Annotated in this window: 20 protein-coding genes and 1 other annotated feature; of the genes, 4 read left to right on the forward strand and 16 right to left on the reverse strand. The window is 29.8% G+C overall.

The genetic code is table 11. The features are described from left to right. Window positions 1-52 precede the first annotated feature (52 nt). The 10 genes from AACH12_RS07845 to AACH12_RS07890 all read right to left on the reverse strand — a co-directional run bounded on the left by AACH12_RS07845 (window position 53) and on the right by AACH12_RS07890 (window position 9,447). Complete coding sequence (locus AACH12_RS07845) at window positions 53-1,174, reverse strand: DEAD/DEAH box helicase (protein ID WP_338534873.1); 1,122 nt, start codon at window positions 1,172-1,174, stop codon at window positions 53-55. A gap of 269 nt (window positions 1,175-1,443) precedes the next feature. Beyond that, the gene (locus tag AACH12_RS07850) at window positions 1,444-2,712 is read right to left on the reverse strand and encodes a RidA family protein (RefSeq protein WP_338534874.1); all 1,269 of its coding nucleotides are present in this window, start codon (window positions 2,710-2,712) and stop codon (window positions 1,444-1,446) included. Between the two features lie 339 nt (window positions 2,713-3,051). Further along, a complete protein-coding gene (locus AACH12_RS07855; RefSeq protein ID WP_338534875.1) occupies window positions 3,052-4,146 on the reverse strand; it encodes a metallophosphoesterase in 1,095 nt (364 codons plus the stop codon). After that, the gene (locus AACH12_RS07860) at window positions 4,139-4,651 is read right to left on the reverse strand and encodes a GNAT family N-acetyltransferase (RefSeq protein ID WP_338534876.1); all 513 of its coding nucleotides are present in this window, start codon (window positions 4,649-4,651) and stop codon (window positions 4,139-4,141) included. The genes AACH12_RS07855 and AACH12_RS07860 overlap by 8 nt, the downstream gene beginning before the upstream one ends. Window positions 4,652-4,832: 181 nt before the next feature. Beyond that, window positions 4,833-5,483 carry a peptidylprolyl isomerase gene (locus AACH12_RS07865; RefSeq protein WP_338534877.1) on the reverse strand — a complete coding sequence of 217 codons (651 nt, stop codon included), beginning with the start codon at window positions 5,481-5,483 and terminating at the stop codon, window positions 4,833-4,835. A gap of 284 nt (window positions 5,484-5,767) precedes the next feature. Further along, a complete protein-coding gene (locus AACH12_RS07870; RefSeq protein WP_338534878.1) occupies window positions 5,768-6,925 on the reverse strand; it encodes an ArsA family ATPase in 1,158 nt (385 codons plus the stop codon). Between the two features lie 10 nt (window positions 6,926-6,935). Beyond that, complete coding sequence (locus AACH12_RS07875; RefSeq protein ID WP_338534879.1) at window positions 6,936-7,142, reverse strand: hypothetical protein; 207 nt, start codon at window positions 7,140-7,142, stop codon at window positions 6,936-6,938. Between the two features lie 13 nt (window positions 7,143-7,155). Next, on the reverse strand, window positions 7,156-8,325 hold the full coding sequence (locus AACH12_RS07880; protein WP_338534880.1) for an ArsA family ATPase: 1,170 nt from the start codon (window positions 8,323-8,325) through the stop codon (window positions 7,156-7,158). A gap of 86 nt (window positions 8,326-8,411) precedes the next feature. Continuing rightward, complete coding sequence (locus AACH12_RS07885) at window positions 8,412-8,900, reverse strand: MarR family winged helix-turn-helix transcriptional regulator (protein ID WP_338534881.1); 489 nt, start codon at window positions 8,898-8,900, stop codon at window positions 8,412-8,414. Window positions 8,901-8,979: 79 nt separating this feature from the next. After that, window positions 8,980-9,447, reverse strand: a complete 468-nt coding sequence (locus AACH12_RS07890; protein WP_338534882.1) for a DUF1456 family protein — start codon at window positions 9,445-9,447, stop codon at window positions 8,980-8,982. Window positions 9,448-9,855: 408 nt separating this feature from the next. Between AACH12_RS07890 and AACH12_RS07895 the strand changes: the two genes are divergently transcribed. Beyond that, on the forward strand, window positions 9,856-10,185 hold the full coding sequence (locus tag AACH12_RS07895) for a permease (protein ID WP_338534883.1): 330 nt from the start codon (window positions 9,856-9,858) through the stop codon (window positions 10,183-10,185). Then, window positions 10,182-10,718 (forward strand): permease, encoded by a 537-nt coding sequence (locus AACH12_RS07900; RefSeq protein WP_338534884.1) that lies wholly within the window; start codon window positions 10,182-10,184, stop codon window positions 10,716-10,718. The genes AACH12_RS07895 and AACH12_RS07900 overlap by 4 nt, the downstream gene beginning before the upstream one ends. 57 nt (window positions 10,719-10,775) lie before the next feature. Here AACH12_RS07900 and AACH12_RS07905 read toward each other — a convergent pair whose 3' ends face one another. Further along, window positions 10,776-12,296 (reverse strand): glutamate synthase-related protein, encoded by a 1,521-nt coding sequence (locus AACH12_RS07905; protein ID WP_338534885.1) that lies wholly within the window; start codon window positions 12,294-12,296, stop codon window positions 10,776-10,778. A gap of 145 nt (window positions 12,297-12,441) precedes the next feature. Then, window positions 12,442-12,616: a binding site (T-box leader), on the forward strand. 78 nt (window positions 12,617-12,694) lie between these two features. Between AACH12_RS07905 and lysS the strand changes: the two genes are divergently transcribed. Next, window positions 12,695-14,191, forward strand: coding sequence for a lysine--tRNA ligase (lysS, locus tag AACH12_RS07910; RefSeq protein ID WP_338534886.1), 1,497 nt, complete (start codon window positions 12,695-12,697; stop codon window positions 14,189-14,191). A gap of 244 nt (window positions 14,192-14,435) precedes the next feature. On the opposite strand, the gene AACH12_RS07915 is transcribed toward lysS, so the two are convergent. The 5 genes from AACH12_RS07915 to AACH12_RS07935 all read right to left on the reverse strand — a co-directional run bounded on the left by AACH12_RS07915 (window position 14,436) and on the right by AACH12_RS07935 (window position 16,570). Further along, window positions 14,436-15,182, reverse strand: coding sequence for a sulfite exporter TauE/SafE family protein (locus AACH12_RS07915; RefSeq protein WP_338534887.1), 747 nt, complete (start codon window positions 15,180-15,182; stop codon window positions 14,436-14,438). Window position 15,183: 1 nt separating this feature from the next. Next, the gene (locus tag AACH12_RS07920) at window positions 15,184-15,525 is read right to left on the reverse strand and encodes a CGGC domain-containing protein (RefSeq protein WP_338534888.1); all 342 of its coding nucleotides are present in this window, start codon (window positions 15,523-15,525) and stop codon (window positions 15,184-15,186) included. A gap of 64 nt (window positions 15,526-15,589) precedes the next feature. Then, complete coding sequence (locus AACH12_RS07925) at window positions 15,590-15,850, reverse strand: hypothetical protein (protein ID WP_338534889.1); 261 nt, start codon at window positions 15,848-15,850, stop codon at window positions 15,590-15,592. A gap of 171 nt (window positions 15,851-16,021) precedes the next feature. Then, window positions 16,022-16,237: an ArsR/SmtB family transcription factor gene (locus AACH12_RS07930; RefSeq protein WP_338534890.1), complete on the reverse strand. Its 216-nt coding sequence runs from the start codon at window positions 16,235-16,237 to the stop codon at window positions 16,022-16,024. Window positions 16,238-16,315: 78 nt separating this feature from the next. Beyond that, window positions 16,316-16,570 carry an SHOCT domain-containing protein gene (locus tag AACH12_RS07935; RefSeq protein ID WP_338534891.1) on the reverse strand — a complete coding sequence of 85 codons (255 nt, stop codon included), beginning with the start codon at window positions 16,568-16,570 and terminating at the stop codon, window positions 16,316-16,318. 250 nt (window positions 16,571-16,820) lie between these two features. Between AACH12_RS07935 and AACH12_RS07940 the strand changes: the two genes are divergently transcribed. Continuing rightward, window positions 16,821-17,168: an IS66 family transposase gene (locus AACH12_RS07940; protein ID WP_422388893.1), complete on the forward strand. Its 348-nt coding sequence runs from the start codon at window positions 16,821-16,823 to the stop codon at window positions 17,166-17,168. The last annotated feature ends 102 nt before the right edge of the window (window positions 17,169-17,270 follow it).

Raw genomic sequence — 17,270 nt, forward strand, 5'->3', positions numbered from 1 at the left:
AATTTTATTAATTTATACAAGAATTATGACATTTTCATATACCTATATTTGATTATTCACTCACAATTTCAATTGATTTGCCTTGTAATTCTTCAATTTTCTTTAAAAAATTCTTCTCCTCACTACTACAAAATGATATAGCAACACCATTTTTCCCAGCTCTTCCAGTTCGACCAATTCTATGAATATATGTTTCCTTAACGTTTGGAATATTCATATTTATCACATAAGAAATACCACTTATATCAATACCTCTTGCAGCAACATCTGTTGCTACTAAAACTTTTATCTCTTTATTTTTAAAAAGTTCTATCGATTTTAATCTTTCCGATTGATTTTTGTCGCCATGAATGGCTTTAGTCCTAATGTTTTGTATATTGATTGCTTTTGCAACTTTATCAGCAATCTTCTTTGTTCTTGTAAAAATAAGAACAGATTCATAAGATTTTCCTTTTAGTAATGATAATAGTAATGAAATTTTTTCTGTCTCTTCTACAAAATACACCTGTTGTTTAATATTCGTTCCCTTTTTATATGTAGTTTTGTCATCAATTTTTACTGGATTTTTTAAAATAGAATATACTATTTTCATAACTTTTGCTGGCATTGTAGCAGAAAAAAGTATATTCTGTCTATCACTTGGAAGCTTTGATACAATTTTTTTTACATCTTGAAGAGTCTTTACATCAAGCATCTTATCAGCTTCATCAAGAACAAAAATTTCAACTTTACTTAAATCTGCATATCCTTTCCCAATTAAATCTAAAAGTCGTCCAGGTGTTGCAATCAAAATATTTGGTTCTCTTTTTAATACTTTTATATGTTGTTTAGGTGTTATACCACCATAGACGACACCAATTCTTATATCTAAATATTTTCCATAAGCTTCAAAACTTTCACCAATTTGAATTGCTAATTCTCGAGTAGGCGCCAAAATCAAAGATCTGATTAATTTAGAACTTTCTATTTCAACTGGTTCTTTCAAAATTGACTGTAATATTGCTAATGCAAATGCAGCTGTTTTACCCGAGCCTGTATGTGCACAAACCACTAAATCATTGCCAGCTAATATGGCAGGAATCGCTTTTTCTTGTACATCAGTTGGAGTTTCGTAGTGTTTTTCTTCAACTGCTTTTATAATAAATTGATTTAAATTTAATTCCTGAAATGTCATGTAGGTTCCCCTTTGTCATGTTATTAATTTTTTAATTTCATTATCATTGATATATTAAGCTTACCACATTCACCTACAAATCCAAGGAGTTTCCGGGTTTTAACCCGACTAAAGGAATTTCCTGGTTTTAACCTGAACAAAGAAATTTACGAATTTTAATCATATTTCAGTTCAACTATTCTTTAAGGCAGTTTTTGGACATAATAAAAGACCACTTTTCAGTGGCCTTAAATAATCAGTCTATTTTTTTAAAACATGTACACATTTATTTATACTAATGGTGGTGTTCCTTCAGCATTTGCTACAATTGCATCTATTTGAATTAATGCATCTTTAGGTAAAGTAGATACTCCAACTATTCTTCTAGCAGGAAGGCCATTAGGGAAGAATGTTGAGTACATTTCATCTACTGCATCCATATCTGCAATATTTTTAACGAAAACGTTTATTTTAACTACATCTTCAATAACATGATCAACACTTTCTATAATTGCTTTGATATTTTTTAAGCATTGCTCAGTCTGCTCTTTTACTCCACCAGATACTATTTCACTAGTTTTAGGGTCAATTGGTAATTGAGCAGAAATATTATTGTAATGAGAAAATGCTACAGTTTGTGTAGATAAAGAACATTTTGGTGCATCTTCAGTATTGTTTGCTTCTAAGATAAGACCATGTCTATCTTCTACAAGCTGTGGAGGAGTACCATCGCCATATGAAACTACTGCTTCAATTTGAACTAAAGCACCCATTGGTAAATCTGCAACTTCTACAGTTGTACGTGCTGGAAAATAAGCTACCGCTCTTGCTATAGCAGAATCTGGGAAGAATGTTGTATAAACTTCATTTACCGCTTCGTTATCAGAAAGATTTTTAAGGAAAACATTAATTTTAACGATATCGTCAAAAGGAACATCAACACTTTCTAAAATCGCCTTTATATTTTTTAAACATTGTGCAGTTTGCTCTTTTACACCGCCAACTACAAATCTACCCGATTTTGGATCAATAGGTAATTGAGCTGATACATTAGTGTAATGAGAAAAAGATACAATTTGAGTTGACAATGGGCTAGTTGGTGCATTTAAAGTATTATTTGTAAGTTTTATTAAGTCACCTGATTGTGGTGCATTTGGAATTGTACCTTCACCGTGAGAAAGAAGTGCTTCAACTTGAACCAAAGCATTCATAGGTAAAGCAGCTACAGCAACTTGCGTCAATGTAGGAAGGTAGCTTGTGAAATAATTTTTATAAACTTCATCAACAGCAGTAAGGTCTTTGATATTTGTAACAAATACTGTAATTCTTACAATATCACTCATAACATGGTCGATACTATCTACAATTGCTTTAACATTTTTAAAACATTGGTCTGCTTGCTCTTTAATTCCACCAACTACTAGTTCACCAGTTTTTGGATCAATAGGTAATTGTGCTGAAAAATTGTTGTAATGAGAGTAAGCTACAGTTTGTGAGTTTTGACCTGCAATTGGTGCATTTTCTGTGTTTCTTCCTAATACTGCATTGTAATTGCTCATATTTGTATTCTCCTTTTTTTTGTCTATATTTTATCTATATTTTGTCTATAAGCCGATTATAAACATTGGACTTACTCCAATGTCAAATTATTTTTTATTTTTTTGTGAAAATATTATTTATTTCTAAGTGAAACATAGGAATTCGAGATTAAAAATGTTGTTTTTCAATTTATAAATTAGTAAATATTAATCCTATTATATATGTATAAGAAAAGATCCAACTAGATTTATTCATCTCGTTGAATCTAAGTATTTTATGCTTTTACAGTAAATTACTAACATATACATTATATAAAAATTAAAACTATTATTGATTAAAAATTAAAAAACAAATGATTTTTATACTTGAAAACTCATTATCCATCCAAACTCTTCATTATGTTTAACCAACAAACAATCTTCAAACTCGGCGCAAACTTCTACCAATTCATCAACTTTTAAGTTTAAAAATTTATTGACATATTCTATTTTAAGTTCATATTTGCCTTCATTTAAGAATAATAAGGAAGTAAACACAGAAAACTCCTTGTTGCTATGCAAATGTTTACATTTGGCCATTGACTTTCCAAGTTCTAATACTTCAAACTCGAAGTGAGGATAATCAACAAAAACTATTTCCTCAGTATTAAAGCTATGTTCACGAAGTATAGATTTTGATTTAAACATATTTTCTTGCATGAAACTATAACTTAATTCATTATTTCTTTTTTCGATTATAAGAGCATTTAACTCTCCACTTTTCTTTACACCTAGCCCACCATCAATAAAAACAATATTTTTATCATTATTAAAAAAAGGTTTATTTGTTAATATATTCTCTCTTAAATTACCTGCAGGCCAATGTCCTACTACTATTTTTTTATCATTTATTTTACTCAAATTATTATAATCATCATATTTAAGAAACTTATCTTCATCTTTATCTATCGAGAATGATTCATCAAAGCCTCCATGCACAAAAGTAAATTCATCAAATTGGACAATAATTGGAAGCTTAGATAAAAAATCAATCATTTCTTTATATTTATTATTGACCATATTAAATAGTTCATTTTCATCAACAAGAGTATGTAGATCAATATTTTCTTTTTTAACTATAGTGCCAATTATAGTTTCATAAGGCTCAGCTTTTAAAAATGATAGTAATCTTGTAAATTTCTCTCTATTAGTAAGAAATTTCTGCATAAAAAACTCATGATTACCTTTTAAGATAATTGTTCTTTCACGTTTTGAAAGTGTTTTAATATACTCATACGTTTCATAACTATCTATACCTCTATTTACAAAATCTCCAATAATAATTAAATAATCATTATCTGCCAAATCAACTTTATTAATTAGTTTTTCTAATACATTTTTATGTCCGTGCACGTCACTAATTGCGACGATTCTATAATTATCTTTCTCATCTATATTTATAATATTGCTAAGCATTTATTTCTCTGATTCTTGACATCATAAGTTCATCTACATATTTACCATTTCTTATTGCGGCTTTTTTCTTTACACCCTCAACTTCAAAATTAAATTTCTTATACAAGTTAATAGCTTTTTCATTGTCAACAAAAACTGTCAATTCAACCCTTACTAACATAAGCCAATTGTCTGCCATATCTATAATCGCTTCTAGTAACTTAGTCCCTACACCGATATTCTGAAAATCTCTATGTACCATAATTCCAAAACTTGCTGAATGACGCAATCTTGAATTTGCATATACAACAATTCCTGCTGTACCTATTATTTGTTCTTCACCTAATTCATTTTTCACTGCAACAAATTGATGCATATTGCTATCCATATTTTCAATATAATTTTCATTTGTTTTTATTCTTTCAGAAGGAATTCCAAGTATATTTTCAAAAACTCCTGGCATTCTTCTAAGTTCATTTATTCCTTTTCCATCACCAATACAGATTGGCCTAATATAATAATCCATAATATTCCTCCATTTAATTTTGTATTATAAATGAATTTCTTGGATTCAGAGGGAGTTTTTACTCCCACTGAATCTTAGAAAACATAATCCAGGGCCTTTTTAGAGTTCTTTATACCCCAATTCTTTAAGAAGTGGGGGTATTAGAACTCTAAGGCATCGGATAAATCTTAAAGAACTAATTTTACTTATTATATTTTGTAACTTCATCTGCTTTATATCCATTTAAATCAACTGTTACTTTTTTCATAACTATATCTTCTATTGGCTTATCATGCCTATCAACTTTTGAAGCTGCTATTTCATCAACAAATTCAATACCTTTTCTTACCATTCCAAAAGCCGCATATTTACCGTTTAATTGCTTTGATGATTGCTGCATTATGAAAAACTGTGAACCTGCTGAATTGGGATCATTAGTTCTCGCCATTGATATAACTCCACGCACGTGAGATAAATCATTATCAAAACCATTTTCTAAGAATTCTCCAGCAATACTATAACCTGGACCACCGCCTCCAGTAGCATCAGGGTCTCCGCCTTGAATCATAAATTTTTCAATAACTCTATGAAATGTCAATCCATCATAAAAGCCACTATTAATAAGTGAGATAAAATTATTTACTGTATTTGGAGCTTTCTCTGGATACAAGTCAATTACAATTTTTTTATCATCAGCTAATTCTATTGTCACAATTGGATTATTTTCAGAACTTACCACGTTTACTTTTTCTAAGGCAGGTTCACTTTGTGCCACTTCTACCTTTTTAGAACAGCCTGCAAATACTAGCGCTAAAATCAAAAGACTTACTAATAACTTAAATTTGTATTTCATTGAAATTCTCCTTTTTCTATTAAAATGGTTAGATTTAAATTTACGATGTCATATATAGTATATACTTCATTCATCCAAATTCATTATTATATTTTATCATGCAATAGTACTTATTGTCTATTAGGAATACTCACTTTCTATTATATAATAAACAATAAAATTACACGAAATTTTACAAAAAAAATATTAACACATATTATCTGTGTTAATATTTTAGTTTATAATAGTTTACACCTCTTCACTTTAACATAATATAATAATAATATTATTATTATTATTATATTCTATGCAAATTTAATAGCTAGTATTCCTTTATCAAGTTTAGCTGATACAATCTCTTTTCCTTGTAGTTGTTTTGGAAGTAGCAAACATCTTTTTTCATTTTTTATTGTAATTTGTATTTCACCATCCGTTTGACCTAAGTCCATATCTGATTTTTCTATAAATGGCAGATATACATTCATTATATATGATTCTTCATTTTGCCTTACTGTAAATATTTTTTGCCTTGCTAAAACATCCGAAGGGTCTAGTTCGCCATATATACCACCAATTTTCTTTAATGTTTCTACTGACCTTAGTTCATGCTTTTGCAACATTAACTTAAAGACTGGAACGTCTCTAAAACTATCTTCTAATTCTTTTAAGCCTTCTTCTTGCAGGCTTACCCATCTATTAAAATATCCTTCTAAAGCTTCTTTTGGATAAACTTTATTGATGATGATTGCATCTACATTGTAATCATAAAGATGTAACCAAGTAAAATTACGTTTAGTTTCTTTGATAACGATTTTTTCAGGTGTACTTACGATTCTAAGTGACAATACATCTTTATTTAACATCAATGTTTGCAGTTCTTCTAAACGTTTAAAGAGTTTTTCAAATTCAGCAAATAAAGAATCCTTTGGCATTGGTATTTTTGTGATTTTTTCTATAGCTGGCCCCGTAGCCTTAACTACTTTTCTTTTAAGAGGTAAGATCTTTTCTATCATGTTGGCGAACATCTCTGGAAACTTAAGGAGGGTAAGCGTTTCTCCAGTTGGAGCGCAGTCAACTATTATTACATCATGTTCATTTTTTTCATAGATATCTAAAATTTTAAATAGAGAAAATAGCTCTTCTAAACCTGGAAATACCAATAATTCTTCAACTTCTAGTCCACCTTCAGCTCTTGAAGAAATTAGTTGTTTGATGTATTCTTGCATCTCACCCCAAGATTTTTCGCTTTCTGATAAAACATCAATTTCCATTGCCTCTAAGTTTTTTATTACTTTAGTTGGTTCATATGTTAATTTAACATCTAGTGAATCAGATAAACTATGTGCTTGATCTGTACTCATAATAATAACTTTTTTACCTTCTGATGCAAGTTTAATACCCGTTACAGCTGCAATAGTAGTTTTGCCAACACCGCCCTTACCTGTATATAAAATAATTCGCATATTCACCCTCCTAATCAATATCAACTTTTTTTAACTTAGATTTATTTTTATCCCAAGTATCTTCACCGATACTTTCTATTAATATTTCTTTTACTTCATTAGCAATTACCTCTAAATGTTTTATTGTCTTTTCAGGAACAACTGATTTCAATAATTTCTTTTTTAGTCTAGAAATCTCCATAATAATTTCAATTGACTCTTCGTTTATAATATTCATAATATCACCCTTTCTAACCCTTAGTTAATGCAATTAAAAGCATTTGATCTTCAAATTTAGCACCACTGATTGTATGATTTCTGAGTGCATTTGGTTTTGGTATATTTCTTTTGTAATTTCCAATTTTAATAATAATATCTGTATTTGATTCATGCATATCGAGTGCCTTTTTTTCAACAGTTGGTAGGTATAGTTTTAATAAATAACCATTTTTCACTGTTTCAAAAGATTCACCTTTTTGCACATCATTGACTTTAAATACATCCCAGCCACTAAGTGCTGCACTCTCAATTTTTTCGATACCACTTAAGCCGCTTAAGTCACTATCAAACCAAGGCACTTCATATGTTGGAACATCCACAAAAATACTGTTTAATTCTTCAATATAGTTATTTTGAATACTTATCCACTCATCGAAAAATTCATTATCAATATCTCTTGGTAATATTCTATTGATGTAAACTCCATCTACATTAAAATTAAATAAATTCATATACATGTAATTACGTTTTGTTTCTTCTACAACCATCTTTTCTGGCATAGCTACAAGCCTTATAGATGTTATTCTACTATTCTTTAGTAGTTCTTGTAATTTAATCAACTTTATAAATAACTTCTCTATATCTGACATAGCTGCTTTATCAGGAAGTTCAATTTTAAATATAACTTTAGATACAGGTGATAAAATTCTCATAGCAACTTTTCCTATAGGAAAAAACTTTTCAATATACCAAGATAAAAGTTCTGGAAACTTAAGTAATGTCAAAGTTTCACCAGTCGGTGCACAGTCTACTATTATTCTTTCATAAATACCACTTTCATACACATCCAGGATTTTAAGTAATGAAAATAACTCATCCATCCCTGGAAAGATACTTAATTGTTCTAAAGTACCTAAGGACATATCAAATGATGAAAGCATATTTGACACCGCTCTTCTCATATCACTAAACTCATTTTCCATCATATAATTCGGATCAATTTCAAGTACATCTAAATTATCTACTACTTGAGTAATTGTTTTACCAACTTTAACTTCAAATATATCACCTAAATTATGTGCCATATCTGTGCTTACAATTAATGTTTTTGCACCTTCTTTAGCAGAATGTAGTGCATGTGCTGATGCCATGCTTGTTTTACCGACTCCACCTTTTCCTGTAAATATTATTATTCTTCCCATACATTTACCTCCATTTTAATTCTTTTCCCGAATAGTTCTTCTGTCGAAGTATCATGTGTTTTTTTACTGCCATTTGGCAGTAAATTTTAATCTATAAGTATTTTTCTTATTTTCTTTTCTACAACTTTATCTGTAGTTTTTGTTTGACTTACTATTGTTACTATTTTTTTAATCACACCTGATAACAAAGATATTTCATCATTAGTCAACGACATCATAACACGTTGACCATAATCCAAAAATACACTTAATATATTGGCAATTTCTTTAGTACCAGACTCGGTTAACACAATAGTTACTACTCTTTTATCTTGCTCACTTCGAATTCTACTCACCATTTTCTTTTTTTCCATACGGCTTACAATACCGGTTGTTGTATTCAAAGGAGCATTTAGATACTCAGCTATTTGACTCATATTCACATCGCTGCCTCTATATAACATCAGTAATACCAACATTTCATTTTTTGTACAGTTAAGTAAAACGTTTTTCCATGTATCCTGTGATAAAAGCATTTTAAATTGATCGATATAATCAAACATCATATTTTCTAAATTATTTATATCGAAATCCATTTTACTTCCTCCTTCGAATTAATTTAATTCTACCACCGAAGTATTTTTTTGTCAAGTTGATTTTTACTTCTTGTTGATTCTATCTTCTTTTCGAAACAGCCTTTAAAAAACCAATCACAATTACATCGCTACAATATCTATAACTTTTATGTGATTCTTTTCTAAATAGTGTAGTTAGTTTATCTTTTGAAATTTCTACTTGTACTGACTTAAACATTTGAAGCATATCTTCACTGTTTAGAGATAGAGCAATCTTCATTTTTTTAAGTATAACATTATTTATACTTTTGACGTCTTCAACTAATGTTGGTTGTCTTTTTTCTTGTCCATCCTTTAAAGGTTTTTCTCCTCTAAAAAATACAATCAGACCATTTAAAAATGATTCTAAATCTTCATATTCAAAATGTTTTTCATTCTTACCTTGTAATAACAATTCAGCTTCATCTTCTGACATTTCAATTTGATCTAATTTAAATATTTTAACTAAATCAGCGGCTTTAAAATCTAAGGCATTACTAATTCTCATTAATCTTTCAGTATTATTCATAATTCCTCCACGTATACGCTCAAATGAGCTAACATCATTATATCATTCATTATAGCTAAAGGATATGTATTAATTAATCCTTTTATTAGTAAATCAAGGATTCTTATTAATAATTGTTGTAATTTTCGATTTTTGATTTTCTTACTTAGAATAGGGTATTTTCATATTGAAGAAGTAAGAGTACACATTATTTATGGAAACAACTACAGGCCAAGCCTTATGTGTATACAAGTAAATATTAAAAATAGGAAGGTGAGTTTATTGATTATTATTACTATGTACGGTTTATTGACCATTTGCTTAGTGGTATCTTTTATTAAGAGTAAGAAAAAAACTATAAAAGCTCTTAAAATCGCACGAAAAGCATTATTTAAAACAACGCCAACTCTATTGACGGTGCTTGGTATTGTGGGATTAACATTGGGAATTTTAACGCCTGAAACAATTTCAAGATTAGTAGGTGAAGAAGCAGGAATTATAGCAACACTTATTGCATCAGTAATCGGTGCAATAACACTAATTCCTTCCATAGTTGCATTCCCGCTAGCAGGATCACTTTTACGCTCTGGTGCAACAGTTATGACTATATCGGCATTTGTAACAACTTCAGTTATGGTTGGTGTTGTCACAGCACCTATGGAAATTAAAACTTTGGGCAAGAAATTCACATTGCTACGTAATGGATTAGGATTTGTTGCTGCCTTAATTATAGCAAGTATTATGGGGTGGATTTTATGATTAACTTAATAAAAAAATTTATGTTCCCCATTCTTATTATCTTTGTGTTTATTGCTTTATCGATATGGAGTACTGATGTAGCTATGCGTTCAATACAAGTGACCCTAGATTACTTCAAAGAAATGATTTTAATTATGCCTCCAGTGTTTATACTGATGGGATTAATGGAAATTTGGGTGCCAAAAGATAAAATTCAAAAATTGCTTGGTAGTGGTTCTGGAATTAAAGGGATTATACTTTCACTAGCACTTGGTACATTACCAACAGGACCATTATATGTGGCATTCCCAATGACTGCATCACTGCTCCGTAAAGGTGCTAGTATCAGAAATATGGTTGTTTTTTTAGGATCATGGGCTGCACTAAAAATACCTCAACTTATGGTGGAAATAAAATTTCTAGGAATATCTTTTGCACTGGCAAGATTTATTTTAACATTTTCTGCACTTATTGTGATTGGAATATTAATGGAATTAATTCTTCGATTTAGTCCAGATCAAGAATGGCTTGAAAAAAGTGGTGAAAAAGAATAATGAGTAGAACTGATCACTTTCTACAAAAAAGCTGCTAAATTAATAGCAGCTTTTTATCTATTTAAACCATTTATCATTCATAAGATCTTTAGCATCTCTCGTTAATGGAATCAAATCTGTTTGATCAATATACTCAATATCAAATTTTCGATTTAGTGCTAAAAAGTGCCTAAGTCCAAATGCAATTTTATTCAAATATGAAAATACTCCAATTGCACCAGTTGAAAAATCATTGGCTTTTAATCCATATATGCTTCTTAAATCGGCTAAATCTCCAAAAAGCTCTTCTTTTGTACTACCATAAGATTTTAAATGCGTAGGTACTGTACCTGCTTTAAGCATTTCTCCAACCTTTTTACTGGTCATTGCAGCTGCCATAGTAGCGCGGCAAATTCCAATAGCTGTCACATCACCATTTCCATAAGCCAATGCTTTAAAAACTTGATCTTCTGATGCAAAACCACCAGTAATAACAATAGCTGGTATCCATTTTCCTTCTTTTTTCACCTTATTCACAATTGTATTAACTGCCTGCTCTAAAACAACCGTTGGCATAGACCATTCATTCATCATTTTACAAGGACTATAACCACTACCACCACCTGCACCATCAAATGTAATCATATCAACACCCGCTACGCTCGCTATACGAATTACTTTTTCTAAATCTATCGGATCATAACCCGCCATTTTAAAATAGAAGTTTTTCCCTCCAAGTTTTCTTAAACTTTCAATACGTTTAACTAAATAATCTTCCTCCCAAAGAGGTAATCTTCCATAAGAATAAAAATTAGGACAAACTCCTTCTTTATATGCCTTCTTCATCTCAGGACTAGTTGGATCTGGATGTACCAAAATACCTTTTTCTTGCTTAATTAAAGCTTCTTCAATATTTTTAAGTTTAGTAACTGGTTGTGTGCCTTTTGCAGATTGTCCAAATTTAAATTCAATAGCCTCTGCACCCTCAACACTTATAGCATATTCTGGAACACCATACATATCATCTTCTACATTACACTGTAAAACAATTTGACCATAACCTCTATAGTATTTTCTAAATGCATCAAGCATTTTTTTTAGAGCTGGAAAATGGTTTACCTTATTATCTTCAATAACAAGTTTTGGATCTTTATTTCTAGCATCCTCTCCAATAACACAAGTTATACCTGCCATTGCAGCTCCTGCATAATAATCTTCCCAATTTAATTTAACTAAGGCAGGCAAGATAATTGGCATTGCAAGTTTTATTATATTTGTATTACCATAAGTTCTCTCTAGATTTACATTAAATATAGATGCTTCATTATATGTAGGATTGACACCTCTTGCACCAAAAACACGACCATTTATATTAAAATGAGAATAATCAATTGAGTAATCTTTTTCTGATCCAACTTGATTTGTTCCCGTGTTTGTAGGGTAAACAGTTCTTGCTCCAAGAACTCCAGCTAATCCAATTTCACACGTGCCAATGCAATCTTCAGTGCAAAGCGAACACATACCTGACTGTGGTGATAGTTTTTTGCTTCTGTTTTTTGTATCATTAAAAGCTGATGATAATTTTGTTGAATATGTCATATTACGCCTCCTTGTAATTACAAGTCCCTAGTATTTAAATTATACCACAAAACAAGTTAATAGCATATGCCCAGAATGTGCCATTTGTCATATATACAATAATATTTTTTAAATTTGACATTTCCTAAAAAATTATGTAGTATAAATTAAAACTATGACTGAGAAATGAAGTACTAAATACCTTTAAGAGAGTTAGCGTTTGGTGGAAGCTAATATGTATTAATATGGATAAAGCCTCATGAGTTGCTTTAATTAGCCGGCTAAACACCGTTATCGAATTAAGTGAAACTAGGATGGTACCGCGTATATACGCTCCTTACAATATATTGTAAGGAGCTTTTTTATATTCTAAATGAAAAAGGAGGTAGCGTGATAAAAACTATCATGCGCATAATATTATGAGTGAAGAAAAAAATGTAGCACAAACAAAATTTAGTGAACAAGAATTAATTAGAATGGATAAATTAAAGGATTTAGAGGAACTAGGTGTGGATCCATTTGGTAGCAGATTTGATATTTCTGATTATTCTGAAGCATTAAAAACAAAATATGCTGATGTATCTAAAGAAGAGCTTGCTGAAATGGAAATTAATGTTTCTGTTGCAGGAAGAATAATGACTAAACGTGGTAAAGGTAAAGCCGGATTTATGCATATTCAAGATAATGATGGACTTATTCAAATATATTTAAGAAAAGATATACTTTCAGAAGTAGAATTTACACTTTTCAATAAGTGTGATATTGGAGATATTATTGGTATACGTGGAATTGTTTTTAAAACTAACACAGGTGAAGTAAGTGTAAAAGCTAAAGAGTATATTCATTTAACTAAATCTTTAAAACCTCTTCCAGAAAAATATCATGGAATTTCTGATGACGAAATCAAATTTAGAAAACGTTATTTAGATATTATTACAAATAGAGATGTAAAAGAATTATTCTTAAAGAAACAAAAATTCTGGAGTACAGTTAGAAATTACTTAATTGAAAATGACTTCTTAGAAGTTGAAACTCCTATACTTGAAACTTCTTCAGGTGGAGCTGCTGCAACACCATTTGCAACTCATCACAACGCACTAGATATTGATGTATTCTTAAGAATTTCTATGGGTGAACTATGGCAGAAAAAACTTCTAGTTGCTGGGTTTGAAAAGACTTTTGAAATTGGAAGACAATTTAGAAACGAAGGTATGAGTAATGAGCATTTACAAGACTATACTCAATGTGAATTTTACTGGGCTTATGCGGATTTTAAAGATGGTATGGAGTTTACAAAAGAATTATATAGAAGAATAACTAAAGCAGTCATGGGTTCTTCAAAATTTTCAACTCGTGGATTTGAAATCGATATGGATGATGAATGGAAAATCTACGACTTTGAAACAATCATCGAAGAAACAACTGGTGTAAATATCTTCAACACAACTAAAGACGTTGTTATGGCAAAATTAGATGAGTATAAAGTTGAATATGATACTAATATTGGATTCTGGAGAATGGTAGACTTACTTTGGAAAGTAGTTAGAAAAGATTTATCTGGTCCTGGATTCTTAGTTGGACAACCAGTTGAACTTAATCCTCTACCTAAGAGACTTAAAGAAGATCCTAGAAAAGTTGCTCAAATGCAAATTATACTTGCAGGATCTGAAATGGGTAATGGTTATACTGAGTTAAACGACCCACTTGATTTAGAGGCAAGATTTAAAGAACAACGTGCAATGAGTGAAGCAGGAGATGAAGAAGCTCATGAACATGATGAAACATTTATAGAAGCTCTAAGATATGGTATGCCACCTGCTTTCGGATTCGGTGTGTCTGAGAGATTATTCTCGGTTATGATGGATAGACCTATTAGAGAGTGTGTTATATTCCCACTAATGAAACCAAAAGCTTAATATTTTAAATAGTAAAAAATATCTAAAACTATAGAAAGATTAATTTCTTTCTATAGTTTTAATTTTTAAAATAAGCACAATATTAAATTAGTAAATTTTCTTTTCTCGATTACTAGATAGATTCATGTGTAGCCACTACTATAGATACTCACAATTATTAACCCAATATTGTTAACCATAATTTTTAGATCCACGACTTCCTCTCTTATATTCCAAAAAAATCGAGAGAGATGCTAAAATTATTTTACAACAATCCATATATAATTTTTATTGCTATAACTAAAATTATTACACCAATAATTTTCTTAACCTGACTAGGATGTAACTTTTCATTCATAAACCAATTTCCAAGCAAACCTCCAACAATTGACGCAGATCCTGTTATTAGTAATAAATAAAAATTTATATCTCCCATTGCAAGATAAGTAATAAACCCTGAAAAGGAAGAAAGTGGAACCACAAAAGCTGTTATAATTGCAATTTTTTTAGGCTTATTTCCCAAATATAACAAAATCGGTGAAATTAAACTTCCTCCACCAACTCCAAGAAGTCCCGAAATAAATCCAACGAAGCTACCAATTACAACCCCATATTTTATTTGTTTGGATTTAGAAAATATTTTTTTAGAAGCTTTAGGAGTATAAAATAAAATCATACAACCTGAGAATAGTAAAAACATTGCAAATAAGCTCATCAAAATATGTCTATCAATATACTTACTAGAATATGCACCTAAAGGAGCAATCATAAATGATGCAATTGCTATAGGCACTGCTAAATCATACTGAACACGCTTATGTACAATATTTTTAAAAGACGCAGCTGATAAACTTAATCCATTCAAAAATAATCCTGTTGGAATTGCAACATTTAATGGTAACCCAAGCCAATAAAAAATTGGAATAAAAATAAATGCTGCACCCATTCCCGCCATAGCAAGAATAGTGCTGAATACAAGAACCACGATACCACAAATTAAATAGAATATCATTTTATTCTATTCCTACTATAACTGGAATACCTGTTTTGTTTTCTATTTCTTTTGCAATTTCATTTACATCAAAATAAGGGCATTTAACATCTTGTAGCATACATCCTGAAAAATGAATTGCATCTATATTCTGTTTAGCCAACATCATTCCTTGTTTAACAACTCTTACTCCTGGACAGCCGCCACACGTTGCCATAGCAACAACTTGAATATTTTTTTCCTCATATACTTCAAATTTACCTTTTTTATTAGTTGCATAATCAAAACATTTCCAACATACATCTGAACCCGGACAACCACGCAGCATAAATTTTTCACATGCTAAAATTCCTATTTTTTTCATAAAGCACCTCCAAAATTTCAAAAGTAGGACAAAATTTCAAATGAAAAATTGTCCTATATTAAACTTATTTTTTATTTACGTCTAAATTTTCTTCAAAAACAGATTGCATTTTAGAAATCATCTCTTTTGCTAAATTTTGCTTTTCTTTTGAATCAAGCTCTGAAAATATCATATTTAGACATTTTGGCATCATATTCGACATAAATTCAATTCGTTCCTCTGGTGACATTTTCGCAAACATATTATCCATCATATTTGGCATCATTTCTTTCATATCTTCAGGTTTCATCATTCCAGACATCATTTTCTCCATCATTTGTTTCATAATTCCTCCTTGTAGTAGCTATCAAGTAATTTAACATATTGTATTTGACAATAATGACTAACATCAATTTCTCTAAATACCACCTACCTCAAAACAATATATCTATTTAACTTCCTTTAAATTGTAATTTACAACCATATTGACGATCTTCCAGATCGTATCACTAGCTAATCAATAAAAATTATAAGCTCCTTGACTTTCAACTCTGACCATTGAAGCTTCTTTTAGTACTTTTAAATGATGCGAAACTAAAGGTTGTGATAGTCCTGCATTTTTTGCAATTGAATTCACACTTTTACATTCTTTAGTTAAAGATTCAATTATACGTATTCTATTTCCATCAGCTAGTACTTTAAAAGTATTTTGAATTTCCACATAATTTTTCATTATATCTTCCTCCTTCCAATAATTACTATCCATATTAGCTTAGAATCTGTTTTTAGTAAAATAATAAGTTAAAAGACATTAACTTATTATATCTTTTTTCATTCGTTCAAAGTCCTCTTTAGATATTTCACTATTTACATATCTTTTATTTAGTATATCTAAAGCTGACTCTGAATTTTTATCATCTTTAAAATTCCTATTATAATCATATGATGAACTACAACCACTAAATCTTCCACGACTAAAAACCATGTAAAAAACAAATAACATTACAATTATCCCAATTACCGGAAAAATCCACATTCCACTCCACACAAAAAATTGTGATCCCATATTAAACCTCCTCTTGTGTATATTGTCTGTTCGAAAAATTGTAAATATAATTATAAAAAATATTAAATTTTTATTTTTCTATAATTACAGTTCATATTATTCTTAATAATCACACTATAACATAAACCGGCATTTATATCAATAGTCATTTATATAAACGTAAGTTTATATAGAGGGTGCTATTTTTTATTTAATACTAATTTTTATATTAAATAGATTAAAAAACAAAAAATATCCACATTAATTTGTAATGCAGATATTTTTAAAATTTATAATGCATACTAAAATTCCACTTGGAAAAGCAATAAAATACACTTTAAATCAGTGTAATAAATTAATAAGATTTTTAAAGGATGGTAGAATAGAAATTGATAACAATAGAGCCGAAAGAGCAATAAAGCCATTTGTGATTAGAAGAAAGAATCGGATGTTTTCTAGATCACCTAATGAATCAGTTGATAGTGCTATTTATTACAGTGTAATAGAAACGACAAAAACAAATAAACTTAAACCGTTTTATTATCTTGAGTATTTATTTGAGAGGCTTCCAAATTTGGATTTAGAAAATCCACGTGAATTAGACGCTTTGTTGCTATGATCAAAAACATTACCTAATAATATTAGACTATAAGACTAGAGTTTAAGAGAATATACGCTTACAAAATAAGCACAATATTAAATTAGTAAATTTTATTTTCTT

It is taken from the genome of Helicovermis profundi, assembly GCF_033097505.1.
Lineage (GTDB): Bacteria > Bacillota > Clostridia > Peptostreptococcales > Acidaminobacteraceae > Helicovermis > Helicovermis profundi.